Here is a 16,239-nt window from a genome sequence, read left to right as displayed (position 1 = left end):
CCTGCCTCCGCGTAGCCGACGTCGAGCACGCCGGCCCGGATCTGTTTCAGCGCCGCAAAGGACGTATGCGTGCCGGGCCTGATGTCCGGCAAGGGTGCGGCGGATGCTTGCGCCGACTGCGCCAGTGCGACCCCCGTCATGCCGAGTTCGAGTGCAGCGATGGTCATGGCGGCCACACCGAAAAACCTGCGGCGTTCATGGTTGATTTCGTCAAACATCGGTCTCTCCTTGTAAACTGAGCACGATTTGAGAAGGACAGCCCGCATGTATCCTGCGTGTGTCGCGTCCGCTCGATCTTGAATACCAATGTAGCGCCCACCCGCCCGGATACAGTCTGATACAATACGCCTGGCAAGCGATCCTCCGCGAGCGGCCGATGCCCATTCGACGGCAGACCGCCGCAAGCCAATTTGTATCCCTCTGTAGCGCGCCCGGCTGCGCCTACATCCCGGTACAATTTCCCACCTGACAGGACACATACGGGATACCTCGCGCCGACCAGATGCAGGTCCATGCTGGTCAAGGCACATCGCCGTCCAGAGCCCGATCAATCGGTTCAAAGGAAACGATGATGACGCTTCTTATCATTGCCTATCTCGGAGGTGCGCTGACGATCCTCAGCCCGTGCATCCTGCCCATCCTGCCCTTCGTCTTCGCCCGCGCCGAGAAATCCTTCGTTCGAAGCACGCTGCCGATGCTGGCGGGCATAGCGATCACCTTTGCGCTTGTCGCCACGCTTGCGGCGATCGGCGGCAGCTGGGCCATCCAGGCCAATGAATATGGCCGCATTGCCGCGATCGCCTTACTCGCGGCGTTCGGCGTTAGCCTGCTCTCGCCGCGGATCGCCAGCGCGCTCTCGCAGCCGGTCGTCGATTTCGGCAATCGGCTGATGAAGGCGACCGGCCATGCACGCGCGAGCCCCGATGCGGCCGGCTCGTTTGTTCTCGGCGTCGCGACCGGCCTGCTCTGGGCTCCTTGCGCCGGGCCGATCCTCGGCCTTGTCCTGACCGGTGCGGCGCTGCAGGGCGCCAACCTTGCCACGACATTCCTGCTGCTTACCTATGCCGCCGGCGCGACCACCTCGCTTGCTGTCGCGATGCTTGTCGGCGGAAAGGTTTTTGCTGCCATGAAGCGTTCGCTCGGCATCAGCGAGCGCATTCGCCAGGTCCTCGGCGCCGCGGTTCTGGCCGGCGTGGCGGCAATCGCGCTCGGCCTCGATACCGGCCTGCTGGCCCGGCTTTCCTATGCCAGCACTTCGTCGTTCGAGCAGAGCGTGCTCCAAAGGCTTGATACGAAAGCCGCCGGCGGACCACTCTCCGAGGCTGCCGACAAGGGCGTGGTCGTCGCATCAGCCGACACGAACCGCGCCTTTCAAAGCGACCTGCCCGTGGAAGGCGTTGCGCCATCGCTTGATGGAGCGGTTGAGTGGCTGAACTCGCAGCCGCTCACCGCGGAAGCCTTGCGCGGGAAGGTCGTGCTTGTCGACTTCTGGACCTATTCCTGCATCAACTGCATTCGCACCGTGCCCTATGTCCGCGCCTGGGCGGAAAAATACCGGGATCAAGGCCTTGTCGTCATTGGCGTGCACGCGCCGGAGTTCGCCTTCGAAAAGAAGATCGACAACGTCCGCAAGGCCGTCGGTGATTTCAACATCGGCTATCCCGTCGCCATCGACAACGACTACCGCATCTGGCGCGCCTTCGAAAACAGCTATTGGCCGGCGCATTACCTGATCGATGCCAAGGGGCAGCTTCGTTATCACCATTTCGGCGAGGGCAATCACGCACAGACAGAGAAGGCCATTCAGGACCTCTTGCGCGAAGCCGGCAGCGACATGGATGCAAGCGCGCCGATAGCGCCCGATGCCAAGGGCGCTGAACTCGGCGCCGACCTCCGCAATATCCGCTCCAGCGAGAGCTATATCGGGTACCAGCGCGCAGCGAACTTCGCCTCCAACGAGAGCCTGAGCGCCGATGCGGCGCGCACATATACGGTCGCCGAACCGGGTCTCAACGAATGGGGCCTGTCCGGAACCTGGACCGTCGGCCCGGAACAGGCGACGCTCAATGAGCCGGACGGCGGCATCGCCACGCGCTTCAGCGCCCGCGACCTGCATCTCGTTCTCGGACCGAGCGCCAGCGGAAAGCCGGTCCGCTTTCAGGTGACCATCGACGGCAAGGCGCCGGGCAAGGATCACGGCGCCGATATCGACGCCGACGGAAACGGCACGATTACGGCAACCAGGCTCTACCAGCTGGTGCGCCAGTCCGGCGACGTGTCGGCGCGGACCTTCAACATCCGGTTCCTCGATCCCGGCGTCCAGGCCTATGCCTTCACCTTCGGCTGAGACTTCAAGCCATCTTCAAGCCCACCCACCGACATCAACCCAAGGAGTGAAATCCATGAACCGCCGTCTCTCCACCCTCGCGCTCGCTTTCTTCACCAGCGTGATCGCCTTTGCCGCCCAGGCCGCCGACGTCAAGAACATCGTCATCGTTCACGGCGCATTGGCCGACGGCTCCGGCTGGCGCCAGGCAACGGAAATTCTCGAGAAACGAGGCTATGCCGTCACGATCGTCCAGCAGCCCATCACCTCGCTGGCCGATGACATTGCCGCCACGAACCGCGTGCTCGATCTACAGGATGGCCCGACCTTGCTCGTCGGACACAGCTATGGCGGCATCGTGATCACCGAGGCCGGCAATCGTGCCGATGTCGCAGGCCTCGTCTACGTCGCAGCCTTTCAACCCGACAGGGGCGAGAGCCTGCTGAGCCTTGCCACCTCCAAACCGTCCGGGGGCATGAACATCAGGGAGACCAAGGACGGGAAATACCTCTATCTCGAACCGAGCGCCTTTGCCGCCGATTTCGCCGCGGACCTTCCGAAGGACGAAGCCGCATTTCTCGCGAAATCGCAGGTGTTTGCCGCCAAGGAGGCTTTTTCGGCCAAGGTCGGCGAGCCGGCATGGCGGACCAAGAAGAGCTGGTCGATCGTGGCGACGGAAGATCGTTCCATCAATCCCGATCTCGAGCGGGACATGGCGAAGCGGGCGAGCAGCGACGTGACGGAGATCAAGGCGAGCCATGCGGTCTTCGCCTCCCAACCGGAGATGGTTGCGGACGTCATCGAAAAGGCGGCCAAACAGCTCGGCCAGTAGGTCGATGAGCGGCAGCCGACGTTCAAGGGCATCGGCTGCCGCCATCCATTGAGCCGGTCCCGGCTCGGCGCCACTGGCGTCGGCATTCCTTCACCTGTTTGGGAACCCGAACGCCTCCAGGCCGTTAGTTGGGATCGACAAAGCGAGGGCAAGGACATGAGCTTCGATCAACTCGTTCCGGCATCGGATCTCGCAGCCAAGGGCAAGTCGCCCTTTCCCGGCGAAACGGCCGAATACAGGCGGGCGCGACAGGCACTGCTGCGCGAAGAAATCGAGTTCAGACGGCAGATGACGCGGCTGGTTGAGCTGCGGCGATCTTTGCCGGATGGGCCGGCAATCGAAAAGGACTATCGCTTCAAGGACGCCAACGGCAACGACATCGGCCTGCTCGACCTCTTCGGCGACAAGCAAACGCTCGTCACCTATTTCTGGATGTACGGGCCACAGCGCCCGCGCCCCTGCCCGATGTGCACGAACTGGCTCGGCGCCGTCAACGGCAATGCCGCCGATATCAAGCAGCGCGTGGCGCTGAAGATCCTTGGCCGCAGCCCCGTCGAGCGTCAGCTGGCATTTGCGCAGGAACGTGGCTGGCGAGACCTCGATTTCGTCCAGACCGCCGGCGACAACTACGCCAACGACCTCGGCCTCATCAATGCCGACGGGAGCGAAAACCCGGCGCTTTCCGTCTTCAAGCGCGACGGCAAGACCGTCAGGCTTTTCTGGTCAAGCGAAATGACGATGGAAATGGCCGACCCCGGCCAGGACCCGAGGGATGCACCTGACATCGCCTCGCTCTGGTCGATCCTGGACCTGACGCCGGAGGGCCGCGGTGCGGACTGGTATCCGAAACTCAGCTATTGACCGACGCAGCCATGGGGGGCGGGCATAGCGAACGCGCCGTAGCCACGGACAACACCTTTCTGCTTGCACCGGCCATCGCCGGCAGACCATTGCGCTTGCCCGGTGTATTTAAGCATTGTAGAAAATTGCAGACGGCCAACTGGCTGTCACCCTTGATCGCCCTGGCCGAGCGGGTGCGGCTAACGCTGGCGCGAGGCGGCCGAACGGCCTGCCTTTTCTGCTGCCTGTTTGACGGGAAGGGCGCAGAGGCGGCGATCGTCGGGTGCCAACCGAACAGGCAAGGCCTCTCCCTCCTTCGGTTCTTGAGCGACAATTTGACTTATGTCACTAGCGGTGAATAATGTCAGAAATCGACCATTGAAGGATTCCTATGCCTGTCCGCAACACCGACCAGATCATGCATAAGGCCGCGTGGCTCTACTACAGTCATGGGTTGCGGCAGGACGAAGTCGCGCAGAAGCTGGGGATCTCTCGCGCCTCGGTTGCCACCTATCTCAGGCGGGCACGCGAGACCGGAATCGTCAATATCAGCACGTCGACGGAGCTCTTTACCGACGATGTTCTGGCGCGCGAACTCGAGGACGCGACCGGCGTCACCGCGGCCTGGATCGTGCCGGAGGATCGGCAGGCCATGGACCCTGCCGCGGAAATGCCGGTGCTGGCCGCATCCGTCTTCCTCGAACTCATCAACAAGGGCGACCGCGTCGGCGTCGCCTGGGGACGCACGGTCTACCATATCGCCGATGTCATGCCCTTTGCCGACCTGCGTGGCGTGACGGTCGTTCAGCTTTGCGGCAATCTCGGTGCGCCCTATTCCTATCGGCCGGACCAGTGCACGACGGAGATCGCACGCCGGCTCAACGCCGAAGGCATCAATTTCTATGCGCCACTGGTGCTGTCGTCCGAACGGCTGGCCGAGGAGCTTCGCGGCGAGCCGGTGATCCGCGAGCAGTTGTCGACGATCGCCGACTGTCATCTGGCGCTCTACTCGGTCGGCGGCATCGAAGACGACAGCCACCTCGTCAAGTGCGGCGCGCTCAGCGCCAGCGAGATGCACCGCATGGGCGAGGAAGGTGCCGTCGGCGTCATTGCCGGACAGTTGATCGACGGGGATGGCCAATGGGTGAATTGTGCGCACAATCGACGCTGCATCTCAGCCGACCTCGATTCGATCCGCGCCATCGGGAAACGTATGCTGGTCGTCCAGGAAGAGAGCAAGTTCGAGCCGCTGATGGCTGCGCTGAAAGGCGGTTTCGCCTCGCATCTCGTCGTCACGACATCAATGGCGCGCCGGGTGATGGAACGCTGGAGCCGGGACGGTCTCGACAAGGTGCATGCCGCGACCACCTAAGCAAACGTGGAAACGCGCCCTGACGCACAAGGGTGGCAGTACACAAGCGGGGCGACCTTTCGGCCGCCCCGCTCTCCTTCAAAATAGCCCCGAAATCACGGCTTGGGCATCCACACCGGCATGGCGACATCCGCATGGGCGAACTGCGGCAGCTTGGTGCCGAGCTCTTCCATGTTCTTGATGTCCTGATCGTTCAGGTCTTTCTGCGTGATCAGCGTCGGCGGGACGATGACGCTGCGGCCCGGATCCTCGCCGGCAAGCAGCATGGCAAGCGTTCTGACGGAGACCTGTCCGACCACGGCCGGGTTGGTGGCCGCCGTGGCCGCCCAGGCGGAATCCGGCTCGCGCATGGCCGCGATGTCGGAGGTCGAGATATCGGCGGAATAGATCTTCACGCTGGACGAAAGACCGGCTTCGTCGATGGCAATCTTGACGCCCTTGGCGAACTCGTCATAGGGCGCGAACATCACGGTGATATCCGGGTTGGCTGAAATGACGGACCGCGCCTGGTTGGCCACCGAGTTGGCGATCGGGTTGTCCATCGTGCCGAACTGCGAGATCTCGTTGATGCCCGAATACTTGCCCTTGAATTCCTTCCAGGTTTCATCGCGACGGTCGAGCGGCGCGATGCCGGCGACGTAGACGTAGCCAGCCTTGAAGCTCTCGCCGTTGTCCTTGATCGCCTGCTCCAAGGCGAGGCGGGCGAGATCGCGGTCGGATTGTTCGACCTGTGGGATCTTCTCGTTTTCGACGTTCACGTCGAACGCCACGACCTTGATGCCGGCATCGACGGCGCGCTGGGCCGCTTCCTTCATCGATTCCGTCAGACCGTGCTGGATGATGATCCCCTGCACGCCGAGCGCGATCGCCTGGTCGACCATGTCGGCCTGCAGCGCTGCGTCCTGGCGGCTGTCGAGAACCTGAAGCTGAACGCCGAGTGCCTTTGCCTGCGCCTCCACGCCGGCAAGGTAGGACTGGAAGAAGTCGCCAGTCGAGAGATAGCGCACCAGCGCGATCTTGACGTCGCCCGGCTTGTCGAACGGCTTCGGCATGTCGGCGGCGAAGGAAGCGGTGGCGAAAGCCACGGTTCCCGCAAGGCCAAGCGCCAGCTTGCCCATTGCTCTGCGTGTAATGTTCATTTCAGTCTCCTCCACTGGTGAACGTTTGTTTTCCGCCGGCGGGGCTTTCCCGTCAGCGTTTGCCTCTTTTCGAGAGCGCAAAGGTGAAGATCAGGGCGATGACGAGAACCGCTCCCTTGATGAAATCCTGCGTGTAATAGGGCGCGTTCATCATCGTCAGGCCCTGAAGCAGGATGCCGACGAAGAGCGCGCCGATGGCCGTGCCGAAAGCATTCGGCTTGGCCGCGCCGAGGACGGCAAAGCCGATCAGCGCGGCGGCAACCGCATCGAGCAGCAGATTGTTGCCCGAGGCGATGTCGCCGCGGCCAAGGCGCGCGGCGAGCAGAATGCCGCCGATCGAGGCGAAGACGCCCGAGATGACATAGGCCGAGATCTTGTAGGCATTGACCGGAGCGCCCGCCAGGCCGGCTGCGCGCTCGTTGGAGCCGACGGCATACATCATGCGTCCGAAGCGGGTGTATTCGAGGAAGAACCAGATCAGCACCGCCAGCACGATCAGCACCACGACGGCCACTGGCACGAGGTTCGGCAGGATCAGATCGAAGCGATGGCGACCCAGCGCCAGGAAGGCGGGGCTGAAAGCGCCTGACGCGACCGAGCCGTCGGGAAGGGTCATGCCGGCGGCGATCGAGCGGCCCTCGGTCGGTATGCGCTGCAGGCCGAGCAGCAGGAACATCATGCCGAGCGTCGCCAAAAGGTCCGGCACGCGCATATAGACGATGATGACGCCGTTGATCAGCCCGACGAGAACGCCGATCGCGAGGCACACGAGCGTCGCCGTCAGCGCGTCGCCGCCCATCACCACCATCACATAGGATGACGCCATCATTGCCGTGGTCGCGACCGAGCCGATCGACAGGTCGAAGCCGCCGACAACCAGCGTGGCCGTGACGCCGAGCGCCAGGATGCCGGTGATCGATACGGATTGCAGGATGAAGACGGCGCTCTGCGGCGAGGAAAATCCGTTGGTCACCAGCGAGAAGTAGACAACCAGTCCGGCCAGAAGGGCGAGGAAGCCGTATTTGATCGCGACGTCGCGCAGGCTGACCGCGGAACTGGGCGGCGGCAGCACCGAGGCGGCCGGGGACGCGGGTTTCATCTGTTCACTGCTCATGGGGCTGTCCCTGCTGATGATGTTGGCCGGCGATCTCCTGGAGGAGGCGCTCGACGTCGACCGCCGCGTTGCGATGCTCGCCGACGATCGTATGTTCCGACATCACGAGAATGCGGTCGGCGATCTCGAAGGCTTCGTCGAGTTCGGTCAGGAAAACGATGGTGGCGCGGCCGGCGACCGAGGCGCGCAGCTTGGCGCCGATATCGCGGCGCGCGGCGATGTCGACGCCCTGGAAGGGCTCGTCGAGGATCAGGAGACGCGAGGGCTCGGAAAGCCAGCGCCCGACCATCACCTTCTGCTGATTGCCGCCGGAAAGCGTCTGCATCTCGTCGCGCTCGCTGCGGCAGACGACGCCGAGGGCGGCGATCTGCGCTCGCGATTTCGCCCGTTCGGCCCGGCGGTTCGATATGCCGAAGCGCGACAGCCGCTTGAGAAACGGCAGGCTGATGTTCTCGTAGATGTTGAAATCCGGAACGATGCCACTGTCCGCTCGATCCTTGGCGACCAGAAATACGCCCTTGGCAATCGCCTGGCCGGTGCTCTGCGGACGGTAGGGAGCGCCGTCTAGCGTCATCTGGCCGGCTATCGCCGACCGGGCCCCGAAAAGTGTCTCGGCCAGCGCCGTCTTGCCGACACCGACGAGACCGGTGACAGCGACAATTTCGCCGTCACCCAGCGCCAGGTCGAACGGACGGGACGTCTCCGTCAGCCGCATGCCCTTGACCGAAAAGGCCGCGCCATGGGCCTCCCGCACGCTGACTGCCCCTGCCGAAACCTTTTGCCCGAGCATCGCGTTGACCGCACCCTCGTAATCGAGATCCGCCCCCTCGAAGCGGCCGGTTATGCGCCCGTCGCGCAGCGTGACAATGCTGTCGGCGAGCCTGCGGATATCGGACATTCGATGCGAGATATAAAGGATCGCCACGCCGCGGGCTTTCAGCCGGTCGATGAGATCGAACAGGCGATCAGCCTCAGCACTCGACAGCGACGAGGTCGGCTCGTCGAGGATCAGCACCTGCGGCTCATGTGCCATGGCGCGGGCGATGGCGACCATCTGCCGGTCGGCGAGCGTCAGATCGTTGATATCGGCGGAAAGATCGATAGCCAGGCCCATGCGGGCGGCAACCACAGCCGCCTCACGCCGCACGCGGCGCGGGTTGAAGAACAGGCGCGCACCGCTGCCGTTCAGGCGATCGAGCGTCAGATTGGTCGCAACGTCGAGGTCGACGACGACGCCGTCATTGATGTTTTGATGGACTGTCACCACGCCAGCCCGGATCGCTTCCGCCGGCGTTGCCGGCGCGAAAGGGAGGTCGTCCAGCCGCATATCCCCGGCATCGCTGACGTAGACGCCGCTGAGGATGCGCACCAGTGTCGACTTTCCAGCGCCGTTGGCCTCCATCAGCACCGTGACGGCACCCTTGCGCAATTGAAGATCGACGCCCTTCAGGACCGGTATCGGCCCGAAGGATTTGCGCACGCCCTCGATGCGAAACACTGCTTGTTCGCTCATGCTCTCCTCCCAATGAAGGCAGGTTAGGATGGCTATCCATCAAATGTCAAGACGATTGACATTTGACAGAATGGCGACTTACCTATGGCCCATGACAGCATGACGAGGAGCGGCCGAGGCCGGTCATGCCGACAAGGAGGACCATATGGACAAGCACGTTTTCGAGGCGCTCAGCGCCGAAACGCTGCCATCGAGACTGAGCGGCAACGCTGCGCTGTGTGACAGGATCGGCGGGGATAAAGGCCGCTGGCAGGTCAAGGAGGTCGGCGACGGCAACCTCAATCTCGTCTTCATCGTCTCGGGGGAGAAGGGTGCAGCGATCGTCAAGCAGGCGCTGCCCTATGTCAGGCTCGTCGGCGAGCGCTGGCCCCTGCCCCTGAAGCGCTCGTTCTTCGAGTACCACGCCCTCATCCGCCAGGCGGCGCGCGACCCGGGCATGGTGCCGGAGATCCTGTTCTTCGATGCCGAGCAGGCGATGATCATCATGGAATACCTAGCGCCGCACGTGATCCTGCGTCGTGCGCTGATCGAGGGGCGCGCGCTGCCGAAGATCGGCCGTGATCTCGGGCTTTTCGCCGCCCGCACGCTTTTCCGCGGCTCGGATCTTGCGATGCCGACGCGCGACAAGAAGGCCGACCTCGCTCTTTTCGCCGACAACGTCGAGCTCTGCGACATCACCGAGAACCTGGTCTTTTCCGACCCTTACTTCGAGGCGGAGATGAACCGCCACACGACGCCGCACCTCGACGGCCTGGTTGGGGAATTGCGCCGCGACCGTGACCTGAAGGTCGAAGCCCAACGGCTGAAACACATCTTCGCCGCCAAGGCCGAGACGCTCTGCCACGGCGACCTGCATACCGGCTCGGTTATGGTCACCGACGACGAGACGCGCGTGATCGACCCGGAGTTCGCCTTTTACGGGCCGATCAGTTTCGACGTCGGCATGCTGCTCGCCAATTTCTGGATGAGCTACTTCTCACAGGACGGCCATGAGAGCGCAGCCGGCAAACGCGACCAGATGCGCGCCTACCTGTTGGATACGGTCGATACGATCTGGGAAACCTTCTGCGACGAGTTTTCGACGCTCTGGCGCAGCGAGCGCAAGGGCATCCTCTATCAGGCCAGCCTTTTCGAAGACGGTAACGACCCGTTCGGCTCAGAGCAGGCGCTGACCATCGTTCTTGATGAGATCTACCGCGAGATGCTCGGCTTCGCCGGGGTCGAGATCCTGCGCCGCATCCTCGGCCTTGCCCACAATGCCGATTTCGAAACCATCGGCGACCTCAGCCGCCGCGCCGCATGCGAAAGCAAGGCGCTGAAGCTCGGTCGTCATCTTGCCGTCAACCGGGATCGCATTGCGAGTCTGCGGGACATTCGCGCCACGGCGCAACGGCTTCAGCAGGAGACACTTTCGTGAAAGTCGGAGAAAAGCACTACCATACGATCTGGCTCAACGCCGACGGCCGCTCGGTCGACATCATCGACCAGCGCTGGCTACCACACGAGTTCCGGATCGTCACGCTGAAGACGGTCGCCGATGTCGCCGTTGCGATCCGCGACATGTGGGTGCGCGGCGCACCGCTGATCGGCGTCACCGCCGCCTACGGCATTGCCATCGCCATGGCGGAGGATCCCTCCGACCGCCACCTCGACGCGGTCTGGGAGGAGCTCAACGAGACGCGGCCGACGGCGATCAACCTGCGCTGGGCGCTCGAGGCCATGCGGCAGTTCCTGCGTCCGCTTTCGGTCGAAGACCGTGCAGACGCCGCCTATCGACGCGCCGCCGAAATCGCCGAGGAAGACGTTCAGCTCAATCGGGCGATCGGCGCCAATGGCCTCAGGATCATCCGCGAGATCGCGGCAAGCAAGAAGCCCGGCGAGCCGGTCAACATCCTGACCCATTGCAATGCCGGCTGGCTGGCAACCGTCGATTATGGAACCGCGACAGCGCCGATCTACATGGCGACCGAGGCGGGCATCCCCGTCCATGTCTATGTCGACGAGACCCGGCCGCGCAACCAGGGTGCGCAGCTGACGGCCTGGGAATTGAACGGTCACGGCGTGCCGCACACACTGATCGTCGACAATGCCGGCGGCCACCTGATGCAGCACGGCGCCGTCGACATGGTGATCGTCGGCACGGACCGCACTACCGCGAACGGCGATGTCTGCAACAAGATCGGCACCTACCTGAAGGCGCTTGCCGCCAGCGACAACGACGTTCCCTTCTATGTCGCACTCCCCTCTCCGACCATCGACTGGACCGTCAAGGACGGCGTCAAGGAAATCCCGATCGAGGAGCGCACTGGCGACGAGGTGAGCTTCGTCCAGGGGCGCGGCCCCGATGGCTCGATCATCTCGGTTCGCGTCTCGCCCGAAGGTAGCCCTTCGGCGAACCCGGCCTTCGACGTGACGCCGGCGCGGCTCATCACCGGCCTCATCACCGAACGCGGCGTGGCCGTGCCTTCACCCGAAGGCCTCAAAGCGCTGTTTCCGGAAAGGAGCTGACCGATGAACCTTACAAACCACAAGACCACCGAAGAGATCGCGCTCGGCATCCGGCGCCGCGTCTTCTTCCACACGATGAAGAACAACGGCGGCTATCTGAGCCAGGCCTGCTCGGCCGCCGAAAGCCTCGCCTTGCTCTACAATGAGATCCTGAAGCTGGGTGAACCGACCTTGCCGAAGGTGCCGCTGCCGTTTCGCGGCGTGCCTTCCGCCGACAATCCCGATGCCTTCACCGGCGCCGGTTATCACGGCCCGGCCGCACCCGAATACGACCGCTTCTTCATCTCGCCGGCGCACTATGCGCTGGTGATCTACTGCGCGCTGATCGAGGTCGGACGCATGGACGATGGTGCACTCGACCACTTCAACAAGGATGGCAGCTCCGTCGAGATGATCGGCGCCGAGCACAGCCCGGGCATGGAGGTTACGACAGGCTCATTGGCGCAGGGGCTTTCGATGGCCTCCGGTGTCGCCTTCGCTCGCAAAAAGCTGAACGAGTCGGGCAAGGTCTGGGTCTACATGTCCGATGGCGAATTCCAGGAAGGCCAGACCTGGGAGTGCCTTGCCGCCATGGCCCACCACCGGATCGACAACATCCGTGTCGTCGTCGACGTCAACCGCCAGCAATGCGATGGCGCCATGTCCTCGGTTCTCGATCTCGGCGACCTTGCCGGCAGGGTCGAAGCCTTTGGGGCCACCTGCCGCTCGATCGACGGCCACGATCTGCAAGCCCTGCGCGACGCAGCCAACAGCGCCGAACCGGGCAAGCCGCTGATCATCCTCGCCAACACCTCGCCCTTCCAGGGAATGAACTTTCTCCAGAAGCGCTTCCCGCGCCTTCATTACGTGCGCTTCAAGAGCGCCGAGGAGAGGCTTGAAATGCAGGCAGCACTTGCTGTCGAACTGGGCGTGAGCCCGAACGAAATGGAAGGGGCCTGACCATGGTCGAAATCGTCAACCGCCCTTATGCCAAAGCTTTCGAGGCTTTCGCTGCGGCCCGTCCGGAAGTGCTTTGCCTTTCGGCCGACCTGACCTCCTCCTGTGAGGTCGACGGCTTCCGCGATCGGCATCCGGAGCAGTTCCTGTCGCTGGGGATGGCCGAGCAGAACATGCTCTCCTTCGCCGGCGGGCTTGCGATGCAGGGTTACCGGCCCTTCATCCACACCTTCTCGGTCTTCCTCTACCGGCGCCCCTACGATCAGCTGATCAATTCGATCGCCTATTCCAATCGCAAGGTGCGTCTGATGGGTTTCCTGCCGGGGATCACCACGCCCGGCGGCATCACCCATCAGGCGATCGAGGACATCGCCGTCATGCGTGCCGTGCCGAACATGACCATTCTGGAGACCGGCGACGCAACCGAGGTCGAAACCGTGCTTGAGGTTGCCGATGCGATCGATGGGCCGGTCTATGTCCGCATCCTTCGCGGCGAAGTCCCCCGGCTCTTCTCGACGCCGTTCACGTTCAACAAACTGCGCACCCTTTCGGAAGGTGACGACATCCTCATCGTCAGTTCCGGGGTCTGCACCGAGGAGGCCTTGCGGGCCACCCGGCCGATCGAAGCACGCGGCATCGGGCTTCATCATCTGCACGCCTCGACGCTGAAGCCGTTCGACCGCGACGGGCTGATCAGGGCCGCCCGCGGCAAGAAGGGCATCGTCACGCTGGAAAACCACACCATCGTCGGCGGGCTCGGTTCGCTGGTGGCCGAGATCATCGCCGAAGAGGGGCTTGGCGTCCGCCTGAAGCGCCTCGGCCTGAAGGACACCTTCGCCCATGGCGCCTCGAAGCCGTACCTGATGAAGAAGTATGGCCTGGACGCCAGCGCGCTGGTGTCGGCGATCGAGGAACTGACCGGCAAGACGCTCGGCATCGGCGAGGACGAACTGACCGAGGTTCGTCTCGATCATGTGCACTCGGCGCAGAAGGCGGAGGCGCTCTGATGGCCCCACGGTTCACCGTCAGCTATTACGTCAGGGCCGCCGACGAGGCCGAGGCGCGCGCACGGGCGCTGGACATCGCCCTTGAGCAGACTGTCGAGATCCCGCGCGATGTCGTGCCCAAAGGCTATGTCGAGGATGAAATCCTCGGCAAGCTCGAACAGCTGGAACGGGACCCCAACGGCCGCCCCGGCTATCTCGCGGCTATTTCCTACAGCGAAGACGACGTCGGCGGCGACTTCCTGCAGCTTCTGAACATCGTCTTCGGCAACAGCTCGATCAAGCCGGGATTGAAGGTCGAGGACATCGGCCTGTCGCCGGGCATCCTCGCGCTTTGCCCCGGCCCGCGACATGGCATTGCCGGGCTGCGGCAAAGGGCCGGCATCGGGGCTCAGCCGCTGTTGATGTCTGCCATCAAGCCGGTCGGGCTGTCCTCATCCGAACTCGCGCGCCGCGCGCATGATTTCGCGCTCGGCGGCATGCACTACGTCAAGGATGACCATGGGCTGGTCGATCAAAGAACGTCGCCATTTGCCGAGCGGCTGGCGGCCTGCGTCGACGCCGTCGGCGAAGCCAATGCCAGGAGCGGCGGGCGGGCGAGTTTCGTGCCGAATATCACCGCACCGGCCAAAGACCTGTTCGAGCGGGCGATGATGGCCGAGGCGGCCGGCGCCGGTGCCGTCATGATTTCCCCGGCGCTTGCCGGCTATGACGTGATCCACACGCTGGCGTCCGATCCGGACTTCACCCTGCCGATCGTTTCACATCCGGCATTTTCCGGCGCCAACGTCGTGTCGCCGGATACCGGCTTTTCGCATCGCTGCTTCTACGGCGCCTTGCAGCGGCTGATGGGCGCCGATGCGGCGATCTATCCCAATTTCGGCGGACGTTTCGGCTTCACCCGCGAGGAATGCCAGTCGATCGCTGCCGCCTGCGCCGACGACATGGGTGGCCTGAAGGCGATCGTGCCGGCCCCCGGCGGCGGCATGAATCTCGGCCGCGTGCCGGAGATGCGCGAAGCCTATGGCAACAACGTGATGTACCTGATCGGCGGTGCGTTGCTGCAGGACACGGACATCGTTTCGGCCAGCCGCCGGATCGTCGAGGCGGTCGCAGGCTAAGCGCCCGGCGGTTCAGCTACGAGATAGCCTCCCAAGGCTCTGCCGGGCGCGACGGTGCGCCCGGCAGGTTTGATCACCGTCGCTGCCAGGACACAGCAAGACCGCCGACCCATTCACTGCGGCTCGGCGCAAGGCGCTCTTCCGGGTGCTTGCTCTTTCGCACTGACAACATCGTCGCCGGCCGAAGAGCTTGCCGCAATCCCGGTTCGCCGGATGTCCAGTTGCCTCAGGCCAGGCAGAAACACGGCAAGCAGCGTGGTGGCGGCCAGAGCTGCGGCGCAGCCAAAAAGCAGCCGCTGCGCCCCAAAAATTTCGACGGCGCCACCGGCGAGAACAATGGCCAAGGGGATCGCCGACAGTTCTAACGCATCCGCCGCACCCAGGACGCGCCCGCGCAGCTTGACCGGCACCCGGCGAAGTGCGGCCGTGGCGACGATCGGCCCGATCGGGCCCGTTGCGAACCCGGCCACGGCGCCGGCGGCGATTAGCACCGAAACCGGTGGCGCGAACGCGAGCGCGAGGATCGCCAGCGCCTCGACGGCGCAGCCGAACATGAGGATGCCGCGCCCGGAAAGCCGATGCCCCCAGGCGGCATAGGCAAGCGTGCCCACAATCGCGCCGCCGCCGGTTGCCGACAGGAACAGGCCCAGGCTCATGGCACTTTGCCCCGTTGCCTTGAAGAAAGCCGGCATGACGACGGCTTCCAGCGCACCGAAGATTATGCCGAACAGCGTCCCGAGCATGATGAGGCTGCGTAGCAGCGGATCGCGCAGCAGGAACCGAATGGCTTCCATTGCCCCCGCAATGCCGATCGCGACCTGTTGCGCACCACCGGATTTACGGCGCGTCGGCAGCGAGACGACGTCGAGCACTGCCGCGGCAAGCGAACAGCCGGCGGTCAGCCACAACGTGTCTTCGACACCGACCAGCGCGATCATCACGCCGGCAAGCGCGGGCCCGACCAGAACGCCGGCACTCTCGATCAACTCATCGACGGCCTTGACCCGCTCCAGCCGGAACCCGGCAAGACGCGCCAGTTCCGGATGGCGGCTTTCGGCGGCGATGGACGCAGGACCGTCCATTGCGGCGCCGACGGCAATCAGCACCACGAGCGTGCCGATCCCGAGCATATCCAGATGATAGAGAAACGGCACGGCTGCGACCGCCAGTGCGCTTGTGAAATCGCCGGCAAACGCGATCCAGCGCGGGCCGAAGCGATCGACAAGGCCGCCGCCGAACAGCGAGCCGGCGATCATGGGCAGCACGCCTGCGGCAGCGGCAATACCGGTCCACAGCGGGCTTCCCGTCAACTCCAGCACAAACCACGGCAGCGCCACCATGGCGACCGCATTTCCGACGGTCGAGAACGCGCCTGCCATGACGCTGCCCAGCACCGGCAGCCGCCGCCGGATGCGAATGGAATAGCGCATCATGGGCACGCCATCGGGCGGAAACAGCATCGGGATTGCCTGACAGGGGCGAGCATCGGATCACAGTTGGTGTTGGAGGACAGGGGGGATTGCACTGCGCCGGG

The 16,239-nt window shown here is 64.0% G+C and carries 13 protein-coding genes and 1 pseudogene; 9 read left to right on the top strand and 5 right to left on the bottom strand.

The features are described from left to right. A pseudogene (locus BC363_RS27390) lies at positions 1–218 on the bottom strand (alpha/beta hydrolase); the annotation flags it as partial. 353 nt (positions 219–571) lie between these two features. On the opposite strand from BC363_RS27390, the gene BC363_RS27385 reads away from it, so the two are divergent. The 4 genes from BC363_RS27385 (at position 572) to BC363_RS27365 (ending at position 5,370) form a co-directional block, all read left to right on the top strand. After that, the gene (locus tag BC363_RS27385) at positions 572–2,347 is read left to right on the top strand and encodes a cytochrome c biogenesis protein DipZ (protein ID WP_065793342.1); all 1,776 of its coding nucleotides are present in this window, start codon (positions 572–574) and stop codon (positions 2,345–2,347) included. A 55-nt stretch (positions 2,348–2,402) separates the two neighbouring features. Next, positions 2,403–3,158, top strand: a complete 756-nt coding sequence (locus BC363_RS27380; RefSeq protein WP_065786207.1) for an alpha/beta hydrolase — start codon at positions 2,403–2,405, stop codon at positions 3,156–3,158. A gap of 156 nt (positions 3,159–3,314) precedes the next feature. Then, positions 3,315–4,019 carry a DUF899 family protein gene (locus BC363_RS27375; protein WP_065786208.1) on the top strand — a complete coding sequence of 235 codons (705 nt, stop codon included), beginning with the start codon at positions 3,315–3,317 and terminating at the stop codon, positions 4,017–4,019. 370 nt (positions 4,020–4,389) lie between these two features. Beyond that, entirely contained in the window at positions 4,390–5,370 is a 981-nt protein-coding gene (locus BC363_RS27365; protein ID WP_065786210.1) for a sugar-binding transcriptional regulator, read from the top strand. 95 nt (positions 5,371–5,465) lie between these two features. Here BC363_RS27365 and BC363_RS27360 read toward each other — a convergent pair whose 3' ends face one another. From BC363_RS27360 to BC363_RS27350, 3 genes are read right to left on the bottom strand one after another with little or no spacing between them, the layout of a single operon-like run. Next, positions 5,466–6,509: a substrate-binding domain-containing protein gene (locus BC363_RS27360; RefSeq protein WP_065786211.1), complete on the bottom strand. Its 1,044-nt coding sequence runs from the start codon at positions 6,507–6,509 to the stop codon at positions 5,466–5,468. A gap of 52 nt (positions 6,510–6,561) precedes the next feature. Continuing rightward, positions 6,562–7,623, bottom strand: a complete 1,062-nt coding sequence (locus tag BC363_RS27355; RefSeq protein ID WP_141690450.1) for an ABC transporter permease — start codon at positions 7,621–7,623, stop codon at positions 6,562–6,564. After that, positions 7,613–9,136 (bottom strand): sugar ABC transporter ATP-binding protein, encoded by a 1,524-nt coding sequence (locus BC363_RS27350; RefSeq protein WP_065786212.1) that lies wholly within the window; start codon positions 9,134–9,136, stop codon positions 7,613–7,615. Before BC363_RS27350 ends, BC363_RS27355 begins: the two co-directional genes overlap by 11 nt. 145 nt (positions 9,137–9,281) lie before the next feature. Here BC363_RS27350 and mtnK point away from each other — a divergent pair, with 145 nt between their 5' ends. The 5 genes from mtnK to BC363_RS27325 are packed head-to-tail and all read left to right on the top strand — an operon-like array spanning position 9,282 to position 14,705. Beyond that, entirely contained in the window at positions 9,282–10,553 is a 1,272-nt protein-coding gene (gene mtnK / locus BC363_RS27345; RefSeq protein ID WP_065786213.1) for an S-methyl-5-thioribose kinase, read from the top strand. Further along, entirely contained in the window at positions 10,550–11,644 is a 1,095-nt protein-coding gene (gene mtnA / locus BC363_RS27340; protein WP_065786214.1) for an S-methyl-5-thioribose-1-phosphate isomerase, read from the top strand. Before mtnK ends, mtnA begins: the two co-directional genes overlap by 4 nt. Positions 11,645–11,647: 3 nt before the next feature. Beyond that, on the top strand, positions 11,648–12,583 hold the full coding sequence (locus tag BC363_RS27335; protein ID WP_065786215.1) for a transketolase: 936 nt from the start codon (positions 11,648–11,650) through the stop codon (positions 12,581–12,583). Positions 12,584–12,585: 2 nt separating this feature from the next. Next, positions 12,586–13,587 (top strand): transketolase C-terminal domain-containing protein, encoded by a 1,002-nt coding sequence (locus tag BC363_RS27330; RefSeq protein WP_065786216.1) that lies wholly within the window; start codon positions 12,586–12,588, stop codon positions 13,585–13,587. After that, positions 13,587–14,705 carry a RuBisCO large subunit C-terminal-like domain-containing protein gene (locus tag BC363_RS27325; RefSeq protein ID WP_065786217.1) on the top strand — a complete coding sequence of 373 codons (1,119 nt, stop codon included), beginning with the start codon at positions 13,587–13,589 and terminating at the stop codon, positions 14,703–14,705. Before BC363_RS27330 ends, BC363_RS27325 begins: the two co-directional genes overlap by 1 nt. Positions 14,706–14,818: 113 nt before the next feature. Here BC363_RS27325 and BC363_RS27320 read toward each other — a convergent pair whose 3' ends face one another. Further along, complete coding sequence (locus BC363_RS27320) at positions 14,819–16,165, bottom strand: MFS transporter (protein ID WP_065786218.1); 1,347 nt, start codon at positions 16,163–16,165, stop codon at positions 14,819–14,821. Positions 16,166–16,239 lie beyond the last annotated feature (74 nt).

The sequence above is a fragment of the Ensifer sp. LC384 genome (assembly GCF_001695865.1).
Classification (GTDB): domain Bacteria; phylum Pseudomonadota; class Alphaproteobacteria; order Rhizobiales; family Rhizobiaceae; genus Ensifer.
Note: the sequence above shows the minus strand (reverse complement) of the source record. Positions and strands in the feature narration are given on the sequence as shown.

Bases quoted from the DNA above. Each gene is read 5' to 3' on its own strand.
- BC363_RS27385 (WP_065793342.1), top strand. From the start codon at position 572: ATGACGCTTCTTATCATTGCCTATCTCGGAGGTGCGCTGACGATCCTC.
- BC363_RS27380 (WP_065786207.1), top strand. From the start codon at position 2,403: ATGAACCGCCGTCTCTCCACCCTCGCGCTCGCTTTCTTCACCAGCGTG.
- BC363_RS27375 (WP_065786208.1), top strand. From the start codon at position 3,315: ATGAGCTTCGATCAACTCGTTCCGGCATCGGATCTCGCAGCCAAGGGC.
- BC363_RS27365 (WP_065786210.1), top strand. From the start codon at position 4,390: ATGCCTGTCCGCAACACCGACCAGATCATGCATAAGGCCGCGTGGCTC.
- BC363_RS27360 (WP_065786211.1), bottom strand. From the start codon at position 6,509: ATGAACATTACACGCAGAGCAATGGGCAAGCTGGCGCTTGGCCTTGCG.
- BC363_RS27355 (WP_141690450.1), bottom strand. From the start codon at position 7,623: ATGAGCAGTGAACAGATGAAACCCGCGTCCCCGGCCGCCTCGGTGCTG.
- BC363_RS27350 (WP_065786212.1), bottom strand. From the start codon at position 9,136: ATGAGCGAACAAGCAGTGTTTCGCATCGAGGGCGTGCGCAAATCCTTC.
- mtnK (WP_065786213.1), top strand. From the start codon at position 9,282: ATGGACAAGCACGTTTTCGAGGCGCTCAGCGCCGAAACGCTGCCATCG.
- BC363_RS27335 (WP_065786215.1), top strand. From the start codon at position 11,648: ATGAACCTTACAAACCACAAGACCACCGAAGAGATCGCGCTCGGCATC.
- BC363_RS27330 (WP_065786216.1), top strand. From the start codon at position 12,586: ATGGTCGAAATCGTCAACCGCCCTTATGCCAAAGCTTTCGAGGCTTTC.
- BC363_RS27325 (WP_065786217.1), top strand. From the start codon at position 13,587: ATGGCCCCACGGTTCACCGTCAGCTATTACGTCAGGGCCGCCGACGAG.
- BC363_RS27320 (WP_065786218.1), bottom strand. From the start codon at position 16,165: ATGCTGTTTCCGCCCGATGGCGTGCCCATGATGCGCTATTCCATTCGC.